The following is a 20,718-nucleotide window of genomic DNA, read 5'->3' as shown; positions in this document are numbered from 1 at the left end:
AATCTAAAATTATAGCAAATTTTACTTTTAATTAAACTTATTAAAGATATAATTTTATTCTTCAAAGTTTAAAAATCCAAAATTAAGGTTGTGTTGTCATTATGGAAAAAATCACAGATATAATTGAATCCATTGCTAATGAGAAAAATTTACAAATAGAAGATGTAAGAGAAAGAGTTAAAAAAGCACTAATTAATACTGCTAAGAAAATTTATGGTGATAAGTATGAATTTTTTATTGACTCAGATAAAAATTTACAACTTTATCAAAAAATCATCGTTGTAGCAGATAATGATGAAAGGTTAGAAAGCGAAAATGAACATTTTATCGCCTTAAGCAAAGCAAGAGCTGAAGCTAAAGATGTAGAAATTGGTGATGAGTTAACCTACGAATGTTCTTTGGAAAATTTAGGTCGCACTGCTGTAAATATTTTGCATAAAGAACTAGAATATCACATTCAAAAACTTTTGGAAGAAAAAATTTATGAGAAATACCAAAAAATGGTAGGTCATATGGTTTTTGGTAGTGTTGTTAGGGTTGATAGTGAAGAAAATACTTATGTAGAAATCGATGAGTTTCGCGCATGCTTACCTAGAAAAAATCGTATTAAAGGTGAGAAATTTAAAGTTGGCGATGTAATTAAAGCTGTGATTAGACATGTATATATTGATAAATCGGGTATGAGAATGGAGCTTAGCAGAACTAGTCCTAAATTTCTAGAGGCTTTATTAAAAGCTGAAGTACCTGAAATCAAAGATGGTCTTATTAATATTTATGCAAGTGCTAGAATTCCAGGTGAGCGTGCAAAGATTATCCTGCAAGCTAATAGTCCAAGCGTTGATGCAGTAGGTGCGACTGTGGGTGTAAAAGGTGTTAGAATTAACGCGGTAAGTAAAGAATTAAAAAATGAAAATATCGACTGCATTGAGTATTCTAATGAAATGGCGATTTTAATCACAAGAAGTTTAGCTCCAGCGATTATTAATTCTGTTGGCATTGAAGATAAAAAAGCTATCGTAACGCTTAATAGCGAACAAAAAAGCAAAGCTATAGGAAAAAGTGGTATTAATATACGCTTAGCTAGCATGTTACTTGGATATGAGATAGAACTTAATGAAATAAACAATGAAGAAAAAACTAATAACCAAGAAGAAGCGTTTAAAAATCTTAAAGCCTTATTTGGAGAAAATTAAAGTTGCTTACCGACAGTTTGCTCGGTAAGCTTTCTTGCTAAAACTAAATCCACTATAGGTTGTTCTCTTTTGTTAGCTTTTTGACAATGATTTTTATCAAAAAAATCTGTAATTTTTATGACTATTTTAGCCCATCTTTTATCGCGTTCTCTCCACGCATGTGAAGACAAAGACTCCCATGCGTAGCCATTAAACAAAGTTGCATTAACAAAATGATCAAGCGCTCTTACACCTTGTCTAACTCTTGCAGGATTACCAAAAGTACCCACCACAACAATAAAAAGATAACTAATCACCGCCAAAGGAACAATGGCACAAAGTAGTATCGTTCCTACTAATTTTTCCTTCATTTTTCCCTTTTTATAAATCTAATATTCATACCATTAGCTGATCTTATGGTCAACCTTCCTACAACATCAGGTACAAAATTTTCCTCTAATTCTAACCTATAAGTCCTTAAAATATTTGCTAAAATCAAAACAGCCTCTTGCATAGCAAAACCCTGGCCTATACATACACGCTCACCCATACCAAAAGGCATATAAGTGTCTTTTTTAATCTTGCTTTTACCTTCATGACGACTTGGATCAAACTCATGTGGGTTTTCCCAAAAGCTATCATGTCTATGGATAAGCCATGGAGCTACCACTACGCCTGAACCTTTTTTAATGAGCTTATCTCTCATTTTGCTTTCATTTTTTGCTTCTCTAGCAAAAAAACCAACTGGCGGATAAAGCCTTAGACTTTCTTTAAACACATTTGCAACATATTTCATCGCTCTAATGTGTTCTATTTTAAACTCCTCATTGCCTGCAACTTGCATAATTTCTTCATAAGCTTTTTGCTGCTCTTTTGGAGAAATACTTAAAATATACAATGTCCAAGTTAATGAACTTGCAGTTGTTTCATGGCCTGCTAAAAAAAGCATAGCAACTTGATCTAAAATTTCATTAAATGAAAATCTTTCATTAGTATCTGCATCGACTACTATAAGCAATGATGATAAAATATCTTCATATTTTCCTTGATCATTTAAAGCATTATCATACCTTGGCTTTATAATATCTGATAAAACTTGACGTATGGTTGCTCCTGCCTTAAGTCTTTTTCTTTCTCCTAAAAGATTTGAAAGCCAAGTTGGAAAACGAAACATTCTTCGCATAGCCGTTTTAACTGTTTCTTCTTGTACAGTTACAAAAGCATCTAAAACGAGCTTGCCTTTTTGCTCATCGAGTTTTGAAGACATAATGGTTCTAAAAATTACATCTGCAGTTACAAAAGTCATAGCCTCATCTACTTCCACAACTGCTCCATTTTCATGCTTTGCAAATCTTGCCATCATATCAGATGCTGCTTCATTCATTAAATTAAAAACCTTAGAAATCCTTGTCATTTCAAAAGATGGTCTTAAAAGTTCTCTTTGTTTTTCCCATACTCTATCATTTGTAGTAAATATACTTATACCCAAAAGTGGCTCTAAAAGCTCATGTAAAAGTTGGCTTTTTGGGTATTCTCTAACCTCATCTACCATAATGCGTCTAACTTCTTTTGGATCATTTACCACATAAAGATCAAATCCGGGCATTTTCACTCTGCCCATCATCATTTTATAACTTCTTTCATAAAGACCATCAAGCCATGATCTTCTTTTGAGTAAAAAAGTGGTAAGCGTAGAAGCTTTATTTTTATAAGGTTTTGGATGAAAAGGACACTGACCCATGATTTCTCCTATTTGATTTTTTCTTCTAGTTTGTTTTTTCCTATGATAAATTCAAAAAAGTCATATACCCCTTGAATTTGTGTGGCAAATAAATATAAAAAATGTGCTTTATATTTATCTTTTTTGATTTTTTTATAATCTTTTTGATTATATAAAGTATGAAATTTAGCCGAAAGATATTTTGGGCTAAATTGTGCTTTTACTCCGCTTGTGCGTATAAAATCAACTTGTGCAAAACAAGCCCCATCGATAATAGAGGTAAAATCATACCATATTAAATTTTTACTTCCCAAATACTCTAAATCTTTTCTAAATTCAAAAGATCTTTTTTGATAGCTTACCAAAGGTATGCACTCACCTAAAGTTAAAACCTTTAAATTTTCAAAAGATATATTTTCATTTTCGCATTTTCTAAGTACTTTTGCTAAAACATTTATACAAAGAACTGTTCCTACGCTATGTGCACTTAAAATAAGTTCGTAATTTTTATCCTTTGCATTTTCTTTGATTTTTTGAAAAATTACATTGGCAAAGTTTTCCATTCTTTGTTCTAACTCTCCTTGGGAATTTTTCTCCCAATTTGCACAAAAAGAACAAATTCTAGCTATCCAAAAAACAGCTAATTTCTTGCCTAGTTTATAAAGCATTTTTGGTAAAAATACTAATGATAAAATAAAAGCTAAAATTCCTAAAATAATATGAAAATTTTGCAAATAAAATAAACTTCCAAAAGCACAAACTAAAGTAAAAATCAAACTCAAAAGCACATAAAAAAATGGATAATAACCTGTGATAAGTTGGTGCGGGGATTCTTTACCAAATTTTAAAAAAAGTCCGGTGATAGTATAAATCCTAAAAAAGCTATAGCAATCACTCAAAGCATCTTTTATACCCTCTGACCAGTTTTTTTTCACTATATCATTCCAGCTTAAAAAAGTATAAGTGGTGTTTGTATATGGAGTTTGAATTTGCCAAAAAGGATAAACATTAACTTGAGCTTTTAATAAAGTATAATCATACTTTAAAAGAACATTTTGTGCGGCAAGATTTTTTTTAAACATAATATAATAATGCCTATAACCCCTAGGATCATATCCAGCAATATAAAAAACATCTCTTTTTTGACACATTTTATCCATCAAAATCCTAAACAAATGAAAATGAATTTAAAAATATAGCTAAAGTTAACATCTTTGTCAAATGCTGAAATACAAGGGATAATAAGGTATTTTTACTCTGAAATTACTCATTAAAAAACATTTTATAAAATAAATAAAAATTTCTTAAGCATAGAAAGTTTTAAATGAATGTAATCTTACTTGGTGGTAGCAATAGCGTAGTTAAAAATGGTCTTAGAATAGGTCTTGAAAATGAAAATATTACCTTACACAATTACGCCTTAGGACTTAGCACTTCTTTGCAAAATCTTTATGAACTAATACGCCATAAAGATAATATACTCAAAAGTGATTACATTATCAGTGAATCTAACATTAATGATTATTTAAGCCCTGTGGGTTTAAAAATCATTCTTCGCAATATTGATTATTTTTACGAGGAACTTTACAAAGCCAACAAAACCACCATAGTACTTATACTCCCCATATCAGCTTGCAATGATAAATCAAAAGCTATCAATGAAGCACACCGGAAAAATTGTGCTTACTATGGTTTTAATCTAATCGATGTAGATCTTTACTACCAAAAAAATCACTTGTATGATTTTGATCAAAACTATAAATTTCACCCTATGCCACTGGCTATGCAAGAACTTGGAAAAAACATTATCAAAAATTTAAACAATTTCAAAAGTTCTAAAGCAAATATTTCCTATTCTAATAACCAATTTTATATCTTTAAACCATCAAACTTTGACACACTAGAACATAAAAATTCATTTTTTCATGAAAAAGTTACAAGAATCAAAGCTAAAGAAAAAATCATTTTCCCAAAAAATCTTTGTGGTTATCAAATTTTAGGTATTCACACTTGGAATCAGGCCGATCTTGCAAGCCACACCATATCATCTATAAGTATTGAAAATTCTTTCTTTAAGCTAGTAAAAAATTTTGGACTTATCAATACTTTTCAAGATATACAAAATGAAAATGCATTTTGTAATGATCAAACTTCTTTATACATCAATACTCAAGTAATTAAACAAAGCGAAGAAAGCTCAGGCTTAAGCATGGCAAATGAAAAAACGCCTAGGCTTGATTATATAGATTTGATAGGAATTTTACTACTTAAAAATGATGAATGCAAAAAGCTTGACTTTAAAAATCATCTTACCAATACTCATGAGTTTTTAATCCCACCTATAGTTTTTTATAAAGAATTAGCACTAGAATATCATGAGCTAACCAAGCTTGATACGCAAACATTTTTACAAAGCCAAAACCATAATCTTTTGCGTTTTTTAAATCATAAAAATTTACAAAAAGAATACGAAGCATTTATCCATCAAAATAACCAGCTTTATGGAGCAAGCTTAAGAATCAAAGAAAGATTAAGCTATAAACTTGGGGAGGTGATCATGAAAAATAGCAAAAGCTATCTAGGATACTTCAAAATCCCTTTTGAGTTAAGGAGAGTTAGAAAAGCCCACTTTAAGCAGCAAAAAGATGTTAAAAACCTACCACCACTTAAATCCTACGCAGACTATAAACACGCTCAAATAGCCAAAACACATTTGCCTTATCTTTTAGGTAATGCACTTTTACAAGCTTCAAGAACTCCTTTTAAGTTAGGCTATCTCACTCTACCCTTTAAACTGAAAAAAATTGCACAAAATTATAAAAAGAAATTTTAATCCAAGCTAGCATTTTTGAAGAAATTTCCATTGACTTGGGTTTTATATATCACATAATTTCTAAATTTAGCATGCAAAACCGCATCAGGCTTATAAGCTCTACACTCTTTCCAAAAAGTATGCAAGCTTTTTTGATACGTTAAGCCTTCTATATCATAAAAAGCTTTTCCCATAACCTTTAAAGGGCTGTTGTGATATAAGGCAGAAAGTCCTACTGTGCTATTTATGACTATAGTACCTCTTGCATTGATCAAAAGTGTAGGTAAATGCAAATCATGCACATATAAAATTCTACCCTCGACATTATATTTTAAACTCAAATCTTCTATAAGCTTAGTATAATCCCTATAGCCACGGTCCATAGGATGATGCTTAAAAACTAGATAAGACTTTGCTTTAGCATGATTAGCAAAAGAGATAATCACCTCTTCTATAAATTTTTCTGTAGTTTTTTTATAGTGATGAGATAGTTGAGTATCATTGTGCACTTGTAAAATAGCTAAAAAATACTTTTGTTCTAAAGAAAGAATTTTTTCATTGAGTTTTTTTTCGCTGATTTTGTATTTATTTTTTCTATATACTGAACAAAACCAAGGCAAAAAGTCAAATAATTTTAAACTTCTATGGTGCAAGGAGTTATTAAAACGCCAAGAAAGTAAAAAAGCAAAAAGCCAATATAAAAACGAAGCAAAGGCCATATTTTTAAATGTGCTTGAAAAAGTTATAAATTTATGCTCTTTATCAAATTTTTTCTGACTTAGATAAAATTCTTTTTCTCTTGGTAAAGCGGAGTTTGCATTCACTCCATCTTTTTCAAAAGTAATGAAGTTTGGTCTTATATAACCTTCTTCAAAAATCCACACTTCAATACCCATTTGCTTAGCTACATTAATGGCGATTTCATGTACTTTTCTACAATCATTATACATAATGATAACTTGAATTTGTTTTTCTTCAAAAAGCTTTTTATAAAAGTCTTCAAGCTCGGCTAAGCTTTTAGCATAATTAATACTTTTAAAAGGATAAAAGAAAAAATCTCCGCCATTAAAATTTACTTTGTATACTTTAGCTTGCGGAATTCTTGTAGCAATTTTACGGAAAAATCCCCCCACAGGACCCTGGAGCAACAAAACATTTTTGCCGGAAAATTTTTTTAACTTCTTACTTAAATTCATCGACCTAAAATAAATTCTATGATTCTTCTTATTTTTCTTAATGTATAAATTCTTATATTCACAAACCAACGCAAATAAAATTTAGAAAAATAATCTTTTTGCATTTTTAACATTATATCTAAAGCAAGCTCAACTTCACATAAATTTTTATTTTTTGGATGGATATATCTTGGATAAAGGATCAAAACTCCCGCAACTAACTCTTCTAAACTAAGCACTCTTGTGCGTCTTGAAATTTCATGTAAATCATTTGTCAAACCCCAACCCGCATAAAAAGGCTTACCATACACTACTACTTTTTTACCACGCAAAAGAGCATCAAAACCACTTGTAGAAGTGATGGTATGTACTTCATCGCATGCATTGATAGCGCTATCTATACTGACATTTTCTATAATTTCATCACAGTATTTTAAAATAATGCTTTTATCTTTTAAGCCTTTACGGTTACCGCTTAAAACATCAGGATGTGGTTTAAACACTATAAAAGCATTTTCATTGGCCTTTCTTACACTCTGTAAAAGTTTTAAAGTATCAAAGCCCGCTCCACCTAAGATCATAGAAGCATCATCTTCTACTTGAGCAGGGATTAAAATGATTTTTTTATCGATATTAAAATTTAATTTTTCATGCTTTAAGCCATTATACTTTGAAAATTTATTTTGCGTGATGATAGTGATGAGTTTTTTAGCTCTTTGTTTTAAACTCTCATCAAATTCATGATTTTGCAAAATATCTTCTAAATCACTTGGCTTGTTTGGATCAACATACAAGCCTTTGCAATCTATTATCAAAGAAAAAGGGCGTGTAAGATCTGAACCTAAAAAAACAGAGCGTAAAAAGCCATCTTCTACTAGAAAAATTGTATTTTTAAAATCTTTGGCTAGTAAAGATTTATCATATTTTTTACCCCAAATGAAAATTTTATCATCAGGATTTAAATTCGCTTTATAAAGCCCATCAAGTGAATTTAAAAAAATGATTTTATTATTTTTAGCTTTAAAAAATGGTCTTGTAAATTCTCTTTTCCATTTAGAAAAACCTAAAAAATACAAAGTGTTGGAATTAGCTTGTTCTATCTTTTTATATTTTGCTAGAGTATGAATAGTATCAAAGATGTCGCTTTTTTGATTTAAACAAGGATTAAAATACTCACTATATAAAATATAAGCAGCATAAAAGATTTCTTCTAAAGTTCTTTTTTTAACTCGTCTTTTACATTCTAATTTATCTTGGGTTAATCCCCAACCTGCATAAAATGGCATACCATAACACACACATTCGCATCCCAACATCAAAGCTTCAAAGCCCATGCCAGAAGTTTTAGTATAGACTTTTTTAAAATGACTTAGTAATTCTATGGGATTATAATTTTCTTTTATAACAACACATTTACTTGGTAAATCTTGTGCATTAAAATCACTTTGTTTTTTACCACTAAGCACATCAGGGTGAATTTTAATATATACTTTAGCATTTGGATTTTCTTTGGTGGCATCATTTATCATATCTTGAGTTGAAAAACTATTAGCTAAGCCAAATTTTAACGAAGCATCATTTGCTACTTGAGTGATGATCAATACACGTTCTTCATTAGCACTAAAAAATTCTTTTGATATACAAAGGTTATTATTATACTTGCTAAGTTTTTCTTTTTTTATAAGCTCTATGGCCTTTTTTGCTTGCTCTAGCTCTTCAGCACTAAACTCATAAGTATTTAAAATATTTTCAAGCTTAGATGACACCATCGCATCGTAGTAAATTCCCACATTATCTTTGACGATAGAAAAACTCGGGCTATTTTCTACACCTAAATTTAATGAGCGTAAAAAGCCATCCTCTAAAAGCAAAAATTTTGCATTATATTTTTTGGCTAATTCTATAGCCCTCAATCCCGATTTTTTTCTACCCCAACCTACAAAAACATCTTCTTTTGTGATGTTTTTGTAAATACGATATAAAGTTATTTTGTAAAAATTTTTAACATTTTCTTTTAGTTTTTTTGATGTGGTATATAGTCTCATGACAGTTGTTTTATAATCATTTCAACTTTTTCATCTAAATTCTCTTGCATTGAATTATCTAGTACAAAATGCGCATTTGGCTCATCATATTTTATATCAACACCTACAACATTTTTAATTTCATTATTTAAAGCTTTTGTATAAAGCTCTTTTTGGTCTCTTGCAATTAATTCTTCCATTGGACACTTAATATAAATTTCAAAATAATTTTTTAAATTTTCTCTATTGTATTTATAAATTTCATCAAACATAGATATAGTTGTCACAACTACTATCATACCCTGATCATTTAAGAATTTAGCAAATTGGGATCTTTTTAACGCCACATCTATACGACCTTGCTTGTCGTAATCATAATATCCTAGCAGTTCTCTTAACTCATCTCCATCAAGATAAATAGTATTTTTACATTCCCTTTTTAACTTTTCATACAAAGCCCTACCTATGGTACTCTTTCCACTACCTGCTAAGCCTGTAAGCCAAATAACATATGGTTTTTTCATTTAATCTCCACTTTTAAATCACTCATAAAATCAATCTCACACCAATTTCCATTAATTTCGATAGCTTTTGCATTTTTATACTTATCGATTAAAATCTGCAAAAAGCTTGTCATGTACATATTTTGAAAATTTTTCCCATCATAAAACTGAGTTTTGTCAAGTTCATCATAAGTTTTTAAAACTTCTTTTAAAAATTGATATGAAAATTTAAACAAACCTATATATTGACCTTGAATTTCATCATAACTTTTTGTTTGCTTACCGAGTTCTGTAATAAAGCCATCTTTTAGTTTTAAAGTTTCAGCATCATCAAGTGGATTTTCAAATCTTTTTGTCCATAGCTCTTTCCATGATTTATCCACAATAACAGCAAAATCATCTTTTGATTGTTTAAGTTTTTCAATACTATCTTTAAAATAAACTATATCAGCATAAGAAACAATCAAGTCTTGCTTATCTTCAATACACTTTTGCAAAAAATCTCTAGCACAAAATAAAGTTTGAACCATATTAGTTTTATCATAATTTTTGTTTTTATAAAATATTCCTAAATTATATTTTTCACTCACATAATCTTTTAAAACATCGAATAAATATCCACCAACCACACATATCTCATGAATATTATTTTCTTTTAAAGCTTGAATTTCATAATCTATTATTTTTTTATTTTTATATTCAACCATACACTTTGGATTATCTTTTGTCAAGGGCATCAGCCTAGAACCAAAACCCGCTGCTAAGATTATAGCTCTCATTTTACATCCTTTAACCACACATTAAAAATACTTTTTTCACTCATACCATTTTCTCTTTCAATATGCCACATTAAACCATAAATACTAAATTTTTTATGCTTAAAAGCCTCTATTGTTCCATCTTTTGCACTTGCTAATACCTCAAGCTCATTACCCAACGTTTTAATAGCAAAATTATGATATGAATTGATATTAATTCTTTGATCGTTTAAATATATTTCGTGATTTCCAACATGTCCTTTACAAGGACAAATGGTAGAATTAAAATAAGAAGCAATCACCTGCGCTCCTTTACAAATCCCAAGCAAAGGAATATTATCTTGCACACAATACTTGATAATGTTTTTCTCATATTCGTCTCTTTTTTGATTGACAAAAGAAGATTTGCAAGAATTTAAATCATTACCCCCGCTTAAAATCACTGCACTAACATAAGGGATATAGTTTTTAAAATCAATCTCATAACTTAACGGAAGTGGCAAAAAACCACTTAATTCGTTTTTAAAAAAAAATCCCCAATCAAGCGCTAAGCACTCTCTTAGCTCATGATAATCCTGATTTTCTAAAATTCTTTGGCTAATAGCTATAAATTTCATAGACAAAATATCTGCTCACTTTGACAATCAATCTTAATTTTTTTTGCTTGAAGATATTTTTTAAAGTTTTCTTCACCTACCCCAATAACAGCAGGCATGGCAAGTTCAGAAGCTCTAATAGCCATATGCGAATTTGCACCACCATAACAAGTAATAAAACCTGCAATATCCTTTGTAAATAAATAATCATATCCAGGATCAGCTGCATAGATTAATACTACTTTGCCTTTTAAATCCTGATCTTTCTCTAAAGCAATATTAGCACTAATACTTTTTTGGGTAATAAAATTTGGATGAATACAATTTGCAAAAAATCCAAATACCTGATCCGCATCAGTTAGCAAAGCAGGCAGCTTTATAGCCAAACTTAATTCATACTCTTGCTTGTTTTCATTGATCTCACTTAGAAATTTTTCTTTTGGGTTTTTTGAATACACGCTAGAGTATAAATTTAAAACACTTTTAACATCTAAATGGGCCATATCTTCTTTAGAAATTTCATAGTAATTTCCAAGATCTTCTATTAACGATATGGCTTTAGATAAGAGCTTGGTAAATTCAAATTTAATAAATTCACGACCTTCTATAGCTATTTTCAAAAAGTCAAAAAATTCTTTCGCACAAATTTCAATTCCATGTTCTTTTAGAATTTGATCAAGTTTTTGCAACTTCATATCGCTAATTTCAAATTCTTTTTCTTTTTGGATTTTGCCTTTTTGCTTTAGGTCAAAATACCCATCAAAATCTTCATCATACCTTGGAGATAAAATATTATAAGTTCCTGCTCTTAAATGACCAAATTGTTTTAGAAAATCTTGTTTGTTATTTTCATTTAAATTTGCCAATTCATTACTCAAAGTTTTACTAACAGTATGAAGAGAATTTAAAAATTCATTTTTTTCTTCTTTGCTAAAAAATCCAATTTCCACCAAAGAATTAAGCATAGTCATGGCCACAAACGCAGCTCTTGCAACACCAGCAAATGGCAATGTTCCATATCTTTTACACTCTTCTAAAAGCCAATAAATTCTATCTAATAATGAAAAATCCGAATACATAATATTTTCATAATGCAAAATCATTTGTTTTGATTTTTCTATATCTTTTAAACACAAACCATTTTTAATATCAATAATAGAATTAGTAAGATTTAATAAAGAAAATTCAATGCGTTTGATTTCATTTTTATTAAAACCATAATCCAACAAATACTCTAATTTCTTTACCACATGAAAATCATAACAAGAAAATACTACATCAAACTCTACTTTATCGTGCAATTTGTGATTTTTATATAACTTATCTAAATAATAATTAACTAATTTTTTAGCAATACCCTCATCAAGTGTTTTTGGTATAAAAGAATTAAAAGAAAGTCTCACATCTACATAAGGAATACCCAAAAAAGAGTGGATTAACGGATGCGATCTTAAATCTCTATAGCCATAATTATCTCTTTGATAAGCCCAAATATTATCCGTAATAATCTCTTTATAAAGACTAAAAGCTAATCTTTTTGGTCTAAGTCCTATAATTTCTGCTGGATTCCAATCAGGCATTACACCAAAAATAGCTTTGTCTCCAAGCACCCTAGATCTTGGCTCTTGTAAAGATAAAAATCTTTTATAAAGTCTATGTAAAGCTTGCTTGGGTAGGTTGTTAAAAAGATTAATTTTTGCTTGCATTATTAAAGGTCTTACTTGTAAGCAAAAAAGCTCACCTTGTTTATTAAAAGCAAATTCCACATCTAAAAAATTACATCCATATAAATTTTCAAGTTCCTTTACCAACAAGATAACTTTTTGCATATACAGATCTTTTACATCTTCATTTTCACGGTAGTGAAAATACGTTTTAGCATTTTTAGCACTACCATCTGTAATAGAACTATTTGATCCATTATCATCATATTCTATGCAAAAATATGGAGCAAAATTATCTTTATCTACACTAAAAGCAACGCCACATTTTTGAATATCTAAAAGCATAGGTTGGATTAAAATTTCATCATTCTCACTAGGCATAGAATGACCTACTTTATCCAAAGCCTCAAAAAGTTGATTTTTGTCGCTAATGTCTATATTAGCTAAACTTAAAAAAGCTCCAGCATTGGAGCTTTTTAAGCTATCTTCGCTACTAGAAGAGCTACGGATGATTAGTTTTTTTGCGTTTAAATTGCTAATTTTTTTAAATATATTTTCCTTATCTTGAGTGATTTCTTTCAAAGAAGTAATAACCACATCTAAAACTTTTGCACTCTTGAGTTTATATTTTAAATTTTGCAAATTTCTTGCTTTTGTTTGAAAAACTAATCTTTCCATAATACTACTCTTTTTATATTTTTTTTGCGCTCCAAGCTCTCGTTGTATATTTGATATCAAATTCACCTGGTAATTCTCGCTTTAACTTATCAGTGATTTTTTCAAATAACTCATTGCCTTCTTTTGTTTCAAGATCCCAATAAGGATTTTTTACACTTTTCCAAGCATTAATGTAATTATCTACACTTTGATGAAAATAAAAATCTTCTTCTAGATAAATAATATTATCAAAAAGCTCTTTATGTGCTTCTATAATAGGACGCTGATCTTCTCTTCTTGTACCTCTTGTATAATTTGGAACAAAACTAACGATAATATCCTCTGCTATTTTTTGATATGGATCATTTAGATCTCTATGATTCCACATGCAAGTAAAATAACACCCTTTTTTAAGTAATCTATGACTTTCTTTTAACGCCATCGATCTATCCATTACATTAAAACTACTACCAAAACTTACCCAGTCAAATTCTCCATCTTTTAAAGTAGAATCAACACCAGTAGCTCTTACCCATTCTATATCTTGTTCTTGAGTTCTTTCTATACCAATTTCACGCATTGCATCATTTGGCTCAACCGCTACTACTTTACAAGCTCTCTCTAAAAGCATAATGCTTAAATTCCCAGTACCTGCTCCAATATCTGCAACTTTTATCTTTGAGCTTTGACTAGTTCTTTTAGCAAGTTCTACTAGCATATCTATACTAAATGGTGCATAATTTGGTCTATATGAGTAAAATTTTGCATGCTTAGTATAATCCCAAACTTGTTCTACTATTTTTTTCATTTTTTTCCTTTAACTTTAATAGCAAAGCTAAAAAAGCTAAAGGATTTTTTTATGCCTTACGCACCGTCCATGCACGGATTTTATAAGGAATTTCAATCATATCCATGGATGAAATTTTATTTTCTATCATTTTTAAAATTTCTTCCCACCTAGCTTTTCCAGCTTGCGCTTGAATATCATTTACAGAATGCCAAGCTCCAAGATAACGTTCTTTACTCCAAAGCTCTTTATAATCACACTCCATAAAAAAGCAGTCTCTGAAATCTCCGGTACTTACCAAGATTTCTTCCCAGTTTTTAACATTTTGCACCCCACTACTTACACGAGTAAGCTCTGGTACAATATGTTTAATTTCCTCTTCAATTTCATGAAACACAGAACCTTTAGCTATATGGCGTGGATTCCATATGGCAGTGAAATACCCCCCCCCCGTAAGTACTCTTGCAAATTCAGGTAAAGATTTTTTAGGATCTGTCCAATGAAAAGAACTAGCCATGATTACCCAATCAGCATAGTTACTAGGCATAGTAGTTTCTTCTCCACTACCTTTATGCCAAATAATATTTTGCAAATTTTGAGTAAATTTAACACCCTCTTCACGCATATTATCATTTGGCTCAACTGCGTCTATATAAAGGTCAAACTCATCAGCAAGCATTTTAGTAAGCTTTCCTGTGCCTGCACCTACTTCTACAACTTTTAACGTGTTCTTATTTTGCTCATTTACACATTTGATTAACTTTTCTATAAGCATGCTTGAGTATGCTGGTCTATTGTGATAATGTTTTGCAACTTCGCTAAAATCACCTTGTTTCATGAAACTCCTTTGAAAATTATTTTATAATTATATCTTTTTTATCTTTCTTTGCTATTAATTACCATCCAATTCTTTACACATTTTTTCAAATTCTTGATAGTATTTCCAAGAGGCAACTATATCTGGCCTGTATTGCTTAATGTGAGCAAGTTCTTTATCAAGTAATTCTTTCAGTCTAATCCTTAGCTCTTTGTTTTCTTTTAAATATTTTAACACATCATCTTCTTTAAATAATTTAGATTTTTCAATCTCTATTCTTTCTTCCAATGCCTTTATAAAATTTGCCAAATATTTTTTTGTGGCTTGCATCAGTTCACCGCTCTGCTTTAACTGCTCATAGTCTTGTGGTTTTATAAAAATACCTAAATTGTCATATTTTAAAGGCTTATCAAAAAAATCACTTACAATGTTGATATATTCTTTGGATTTCCCATAGAATTCAATTAAATTTGTAGATGTTATTTGAAGATGGATACTGTTGTTTTTACCTATTGCGCAACTACCATTTAAATCAATCGAATACACACAAAGTGTAAAAGGTATAACACCTAGCAAATCTCCATTCATCACCCCCTTAAAAAAACTTTCATCGGTAGGCTTGCTAAATCCAAATTTATTTGCCAAAGCGCACATTGTATCAAATGCTTTTTCTGGTTTAATTTCCTCCATATCAATGTAGGTGATATTTGATTTCGCCAGCCTTAAAGACTCTAAAAATGATAAATATAAAAACCACCTATCGTTTGATAACCACAATTTTAAATAATCGATTTTTGGCTTTCTAGCATAGTGATTATTAATATCTCCAGTTCCATAAGTTTTACATTTTAAGATTTTATTATAATCACTTCCCAAATCAAATGTCCTCAAGTCACTTTTAGGATTGTTTGTGTGATGATTCACACCCGTCTTTAATCTAGATATAGGATCTCTAACCAAAAAAACAATATTATTTTTATACAGTAGCGATAAAAATTTGTTTCTATTTTCAACATTTAAGCCATACTCTGTATAATAAAGTATATTTTGCTTTCTTTTTAAAAAAGAATTATAATTTACAATATAGCTTTTTTCAAAATCTCTGTGAAAATCATAATTCATGCTAAAGCCACATTTATTAAAAAAAGAAGTTAAGGCACCCCCTCCAGACAAACCAAATAAAGGATACACAAACTTATAATTATCCGGTAAAGGTAAATTCATTTCCCATGCAAGTTCAGCAGGAATATTTTTATAGTTAATTTTTTCATTCTCATCGTTTAGTTTTTTAGGATCAAGCAAAGAAGGGTAAGGGTGATTTTCTTGTTTATATTTTTCTTTAAAATCTTTCGAAGATAGCCAAATTCTAATAAGATCAAAATGTTTTATAAAAAAATCAAAATTATGAAATATATTTTCTAGTATGGGTTTATAATCTTTATGTTGTTTCAAAATATCAATCAAATCTTGAATATTTATTTTATGATTTTTTATTGTTGAATTGTAAAAATGATAGTGTAATTTTTGAGGCAATATGCTGATAATATCTTGAATGTTTTTATATATCTTATATTTTTCTTTTAACAAAGAAGGTAACATAAAGTATCCTCCTTTACACCAAGCTTTATGAGCACAAATCAAAGCTTCTCCTAGCATATAGGAAAGATGATACTTATATCTTATGCTTTCATTATAATCTTTGCAAGATTCTACTTTAGGATATGCAAGTTGTGGAAATATTTTAATAGTTTGCTTGTATAGTTTTTGTTCTTTAAAATGTTGTTGTTTTATCTTATATAATTTATATGGTAGGGTTATATACCCCCCCCCATGTTGTTTTTTACATTCTATGATAGCAAGACCTAATCTATAAGAAAGTGAATTTTTTATCCTGTCTATAGCACTATTTGGGTTAAGCATTAGAGTTCCTTAGGGTTAGCTTTCTTCTTCAACTTCCTAATTTCAAATAGCAACTTGATATACCCCCCCCCATACCAAGTTTTATTAGCTTGCATAAGAGCTTGACCTAGTTTATAAGAAAGATGGTTTTTGAGTTTTAAGGCTTCTTGATAATCAGGATAGCTTTCTAATGGAGGTAATGCTAATGATGGGTCTTTTTTTATTTTTTCTTGATAGATTTTTTGTTCTTGTTTGTGTTTATCTTTAATGTAAGATAATACAAAAGGCATTCTTATATAGCCTAGGAAAGATTTAGAATTAACTATCATAGCTTGACCTAGTTTATATGAGAGTTGGTTTTGAATTCTTGCTTTGGCTGAATGCTCCGAATTAACTATTTTTGCATTCAAATGAACTCTATTTTTTATAATAGTATATGTATTAAAAATCACTTCAAAAAAAGAACTTATATCTTGTATTTGAGAACTGTTCAGCGCATTATTATTCCTAAGCATCCTTAAATCCTCGTTTAACTCTTTAGATATATCTGGAAATTGAATATTCTCAAAAAGATGATGATTTATATGTGTAAACTCGATATCAAGCCTAACAACTCTCAGTCCAAGGTATTCAATCCATTGACTTAAAATATAATGAGACAAAAAACCTGAAGTACTCATACATGTCATAGGATATTTCTCAAAACATCCTTTAAAAAAGGGGATGTTTTTATTTAGCGAAATGTGATGCCATGTGTTCATATAAGTATCCATGGCGCTTCTTCTACCAATCTCCAAACTACCATCTATACCACAATTATATCTAGCACTATAAATTTCATTTAACCCTAATTTATGAAGATCATCATATGTAATATGATTTTTTACAATCTTGTAATCAGATCTAACTCTAATAATAAAATCATATTTAAAATTATTTTGTATTTCATATTCTTCTAAAAGCCTAAAAACTTGATATATACCATAATATATCTTAGAATCATTTTTTATATCTCCTATAGATTGCATCACATTTGAATAAGATTCTAATTTAACCCGTTTTATTTTTTCACTTAATATAAAAATATCTTTATCTTCAATTTTACTTGTAATCTCATTTGAAAGAATATCAAAAACCTTAGGAAATAATTTAGCAAAATCAGTATTTGATAAAATTAATTCTTTTGGACATTCTTTAATGATTGGATGAAAAAATCTTCTGATCCAACCAATTCCATTGCCACCTACACCCGGCCATAAACTCTCTTCATTCCAAGAATACACAAACACATCAATATCAAATGTAGAAAAAGAGTCAATTAGATCTTTGATCGAGTCCCTCCATCCTGGTCTTAAAACTCCAGTAAGACACAAAGCTACTTTTTTCTTAGTTTCAAAATACCGACCTTGGAAAAATTTATTTCTTACAAGCAAACTGAGTTTATTGTAATATAAAGTCCCTGCAGTGCTTTCTAAAAAATGCCTATATAAAATTTCCATCATAATATAATGAATTCCGTTTTTAAAAAGAATATCATTTGAATTACGAATGCAAAAATCTATCATATTTTTTAAAAAAAAAGCTTGCTGTAGTCTATTATCATGTCTTCGAATTGTATTTAACAATTCTGCAAATGAATTTACATCTAACGACCGAATAATTTCTTCTTGATTACATATATAGCTAATAAATGAAAATTTATGTTCACATGACAAAAAAGACTTATCCAATTTTTTTTCGCTTAAACAAGTATTTAAATACCGTAAAAATTCAGCATAATCAACATGTAATATCAAAGCTAGATCTCGAACATATCGTTCATCAGTTGCTATTTGATCATAATAACCCAAATCATACCAAAGTGACAATATTTCATCACAAACATCACAATCTGCTAAATGTTTAATATAATCAAAATCCCACGTATCTACTATAGTATTGTAAGTAATTTTTGAACTCAACACATTATAACCTCAACATTAGAATTAATATCGTTTAAAATACTATCTTTAATTTCATCATTATAAACACCGGCATTTAAAATTACCAAAACATTATTTTTATTTTTTAGAATTTGCGGCGATTTAATATATAAACATGTCCCATACAATCTTTTTTCTTGTTTATTAGGATCATTATCCAATATATTCACAACTTTTGAAATATCTAAACCACTATAAATCAAATTCTGGCTAAACAAATGAGCCCCAAACAAATATATATCCCTGACGGTTTCTTTCGTAAGTTGATTTAGTCTTTCAACTTTATTTTGATAATATTCCTTCATATCCAAGAATAGCTTTTTATTTTGTTTATAGTCATTAACCAACTCGATATCCAACTGTTTTTCATCTTTTTTAACAAGATAGAAAATACTATGCTCTTTGAAATATTTTTTAGCAATTATCTTAAATTTATTCTTACACAATAAATAATCTATCAATTTTTCATTTAAAAATATAGTATGCTCAAAAAAAAGACAATTGCTAAATTTATTTTCTAGCCACTTTTGCATATTAGGAAGAGAAAATACCATATACCTATTCTCACTTAATGAATTTGAAATATCGCTTAAAAATTTATTAGGATTATAGATGTGCTCAAAAGTGTGTGAATGCACTATAACATCATACTGCTTATCTTCACAGATGCTTTTATCAAAAAAACCATCAATATAGTTTACATTATTGAATTTATTCTTAGTATCAGGTTCAACTATCGTCCAATTAACTTTTTGCAATTTTAAAAAATTTTGTGCTAGTTTGCCATGTCCACCACCAATTTCCAAAACATTTCTAGGTTTTACTTGAAAAATAAAATTCGCAAAAGCTTCATGATGCTCTTCCCAAATTTTACCTACACTTCCTGCGTAATGACCATTTTTATATAAAACATCCAGAGGTATTAATTTATTTAAAAACAAGACTCCACTGTCTTTGCAAATTGAAAATTCTTCTTCATAAATCAAGTCATTCTCACTAGTATCAGTAGTACATCCGCAAGATAAAGGAAACTTTCTACTACTTAAAATTTCTATATTTTCACTACCAGTTATTGGACATTGACCTCTCTCAATTTGCTTCATTTTTCCCTCCTATATATTTCTGCAGATCCTCAGGGGTTCCAATACCATGCATTTGTTTATAATCAATACTGTATATACCTATTTTGGCCTTATTTTTTATTGCATAATTATACACAGGACAGATATAAAATTCACCATTAACACGATCGTTTTCTATAATCATATTTATTGCAGAATTTACAAACACACTTCCTCTACTAAAAAAATAAATTCCGACAGTAGCTATATCAGAAATAGCTTCTTTTTCTTTTACATACTCCACAATATTATCTGAATCTAGCTTAACAAAAGACCATTTTGGATTTTTCTCACTATCTATAAAAGTTAAAATTGAACCATCCAGCTTACAGTCAACACAGTCTTTAATATACTCATTAATATTCATGTCAACTATTTGATCAGAATTTGCTATAAGCAATGGTGTATCATTGTCGATTATCTTCTTAGCATAAAGGACTGTACAAACTGTGCCTTCTGTTAATTTGTCTATACCTATAAAATGCACATTAAAATTTGATCTTATATATTCGACCAATATCTGCTCACTTTCAAGATGTTCTTTTCTAGCTATTAAAATATAATTAGCATTTGGTATGCTTAAGTTCTCAAGCACTCTAACAATCATTGGTTTACCCAAAACATCTATAAATGGTTTTGGTTTTGAAAATCCGACTTTAGCGAAACGACTACCAAGACCAGCCATAGGTATGACAACATTAATCATTTATTTCTCCCATATACTTATCATCATTAGCTCCTGGAATTTTTACCACTACAGAAATAGTATCTTCCAAAGCTTTAAAATCTGTAGATTCTTTTGGATGTATAACTATAATATCATTTTTTGTATATATTTTACCACTCATTTGCACTTTACCTTCAATAATTACAGTAATTTCGGTGGCTATTTTATGATAATGTTTATCTTCATGATCATCTTTCTTATAACGTTTTATACCAACTTCTATCAAATTTGTTTTTATAACACTTGGATTAAAATTTCCAATAAACCAACCGCGAATCATACTTTGTAAATCAAATATTTCCAT

At 29.4% G+C, this 20,718-nt stretch carries 18 protein-coding genes; 2 read left to right on the top strand and 16 right to left on the bottom strand.

Going from position 1 to position 20,718, the window contains the following annotated elements; genetic code table 11:
* Positions 1 to 101: 101 nt before the first annotated feature.
* Positions 102 to 1,193, top strand: a complete 1,092-nt coding sequence (gene nusA / locus CSUB8523_RS01675; protein ID WP_039662852.1) for a transcription termination factor NusA — start codon at positions 102 to 104, stop codon at positions 1,191 to 1,193.
* Here nusA and CSUB8523_RS01670 read toward each other — a convergent pair.
* Genes CSUB8523_RS01670 through CSUB8523_RS01660 form a run of 3 tightly spaced genes read right to left on the bottom strand, consistent with a single transcriptional unit; the run spans position 1,190 to position 4,052 of the window.
* Positions 1,190 to 1,543 carry a M14 family metallopeptidase gene (locus tag CSUB8523_RS01670; RefSeq protein ID WP_039662850.1) on the bottom strand — a complete coding sequence of 118 codons (354 nt, stop codon included), beginning with the start codon at positions 1,541 to 1,543 and terminating at the stop codon, positions 1,190 to 1,192. The two genes, nusA and CSUB8523_RS01670, sit on opposite strands and share 4 nt — an antisense overlap.
* Positions 1,540 to 2,913, bottom strand: coding sequence for a cytochrome P450 (locus CSUB8523_RS01665; RefSeq protein WP_043019420.1), 1,374 nt, complete (start codon positions 2,911 to 2,913; stop codon positions 1,540 to 1,542). The genes CSUB8523_RS01670 and CSUB8523_RS01665 overlap by 4 nt, the downstream gene beginning before the upstream one ends.
* Before the next feature lie 8 nt (positions 2,914 to 2,921).
* Positions 2,922 to 4,052 carry a DUF829 domain-containing protein gene (locus CSUB8523_RS01660; protein ID WP_082019358.1) on the bottom strand — a complete coding sequence of 377 codons (1,131 nt, stop codon included), beginning with the start codon at positions 4,050 to 4,052 and terminating at the stop codon, positions 2,922 to 2,924.
* 164 nt (positions 4,053 to 4,216) lie between these two features.
* Here CSUB8523_RS01660 and CSUB8523_RS10340 point away from each other — a divergent pair, with 164 nt between their 5' ends.
* Positions 4,217 to 5,725 (top strand): SGNH/GDSL hydrolase family protein, encoded by a 1,509-nt coding sequence (locus CSUB8523_RS10340; protein WP_043019419.1) that lies wholly within the window; start codon positions 4,217 to 4,219, stop codon positions 5,723 to 5,725.
* Here CSUB8523_RS10340 and kpsS read toward each other — a convergent pair.
* Genes kpsS through CSUB8523_RS01590 form a run of 13 tightly spaced genes read right to left on the bottom strand, consistent with a single transcriptional unit; the run spans position 5,722 to position 20,718 of the window.
* Positions 5,722 to 6,900 carry a capsule polysaccharide modification protein KpsS gene (gene kpsS / locus CSUB8523_RS01650; protein ID WP_043019418.1) on the bottom strand — a complete coding sequence of 393 codons (1,179 nt, stop codon included), beginning with the start codon at positions 6,898 to 6,900 and terminating at the stop codon, positions 5,722 to 5,724. The genes CSUB8523_RS10340 and kpsS overlap by 4 nt on opposite strands.
* The gene (locus CSUB8523_RS01645) at positions 6,897 to 8,924 is read right to left on the bottom strand and encodes a capsular polysaccharide export protein (protein WP_043019417.1); all 2,028 of its coding nucleotides are present in this window, start codon (positions 8,922 to 8,924) and stop codon (positions 6,897 to 6,899) included. Before CSUB8523_RS01645 ends, kpsS begins: the two co-directional genes overlap by 4 nt.
* Entirely contained in the window at positions 8,921 to 9,427 is a 507-nt protein-coding gene (locus CSUB8523_RS01640) for an adenylyl-sulfate kinase (RefSeq protein WP_043019416.1), read from the bottom strand. Before CSUB8523_RS01640 ends, CSUB8523_RS01645 begins: the two co-directional genes overlap by 4 nt.
* The gene (locus tag CSUB8523_RS01635; protein WP_039662839.1) at positions 9,424 to 10,185 is read right to left on the bottom strand and encodes a phosphoramidate cytidylyltransferase; all 762 of its coding nucleotides are present in this window, start codon (positions 10,183 to 10,185) and stop codon (positions 9,424 to 9,426) included. Before CSUB8523_RS01635 ends, CSUB8523_RS01640 begins: the two co-directional genes overlap by 4 nt.
* Entirely contained in the window at positions 10,182 to 10,781 is a 600-nt protein-coding gene (locus CSUB8523_RS01630; protein ID WP_039664757.1) for a gamma-glutamyl-CDP-amidate hydrolase, read from the bottom strand. The genes CSUB8523_RS01635 and CSUB8523_RS01630 overlap by 4 nt, the downstream gene beginning before the upstream one ends.
* Entirely contained in the window at positions 10,778 to 13,102 is a 2,325-nt protein-coding gene (locus tag CSUB8523_RS01625; RefSeq protein ID WP_043019415.1) for a PEP-utilizing enzyme, read from the bottom strand. Before CSUB8523_RS01625 ends, CSUB8523_RS01630 begins: the two co-directional genes overlap by 4 nt.
* Positions 13,103 to 13,115: 13 nt before the next feature.
* Positions 13,116 to 13,889 carry a class I SAM-dependent methyltransferase gene (locus tag CSUB8523_RS01620; protein ID WP_043019414.1) on the bottom strand — a complete coding sequence of 258 codons (774 nt, stop codon included), beginning with the start codon at positions 13,887 to 13,889 and terminating at the stop codon, positions 13,116 to 13,118.
* Between the two features lie 49 nt (positions 13,890 to 13,938).
* Positions 13,939 to 14,706 carry a class I SAM-dependent methyltransferase gene (locus CSUB8523_RS01615; RefSeq protein ID WP_043019413.1) on the bottom strand — a complete coding sequence of 256 codons (768 nt, stop codon included), beginning with the start codon at positions 14,704 to 14,706 and terminating at the stop codon, positions 13,939 to 13,941.
* Positions 14,707 to 14,760: 54 nt separating this feature from the next.
* A complete protein-coding gene (locus tag CSUB8523_RS01610) occupies positions 14,761 to 16,605 on the bottom strand; it encodes a capsular polysaccharide biosynthesis protein (protein WP_039662831.1) in 1,845 nt (614 codons plus the stop codon).
* Entirely contained in the window at positions 16,605 to 18,548 is a 1,944-nt protein-coding gene (locus tag CSUB8523_RS01605) for a hypothetical protein (protein ID WP_039662829.1), read from the bottom strand. The genes CSUB8523_RS01610 and CSUB8523_RS01605 overlap by 1 nt, the downstream gene beginning before the upstream one ends.
* On the bottom strand, positions 18,542 to 19,669 hold the full coding sequence (locus CSUB8523_RS01600; RefSeq protein ID WP_039662827.1) for a class I SAM-dependent methyltransferase: 1,128 nt from the start codon (positions 19,667 to 19,669) through the stop codon (positions 18,542 to 18,544). Before CSUB8523_RS01600 ends, CSUB8523_RS01605 begins: the two co-directional genes overlap by 7 nt.
* Positions 19,656 to 20,390, bottom strand: a complete 735-nt coding sequence (locus CSUB8523_RS01595; RefSeq protein WP_039664756.1) for a glycosyltransferase family 2 protein — start codon at positions 20,388 to 20,390, stop codon at positions 19,656 to 19,658. Before CSUB8523_RS01595 ends, CSUB8523_RS01600 begins: the two co-directional genes overlap by 14 nt.
* A complete protein-coding gene (locus CSUB8523_RS01590; protein ID WP_039662825.1) occupies positions 20,386 to 20,718 on the bottom strand; it encodes a hypothetical protein in 333 nt (110 codons plus the stop codon). The genes CSUB8523_RS01595 and CSUB8523_RS01590 overlap by 5 nt, the downstream gene beginning before the upstream one ends.

This window comes from Campylobacter subantarcticus LMG 24377 (assembly GCF_000816305.1).
GTDB classification, from domain to species: Bacteria; Campylobacterota; Campylobacteria; order Campylobacterales; family Campylobacteraceae; genus Campylobacter_D; species Campylobacter_D subantarcticus.
The sequence above is the reverse complement of the archived record's forward strand: the minus strand, read 5'-3'. Positions and strand labels throughout refer to the sequence as shown.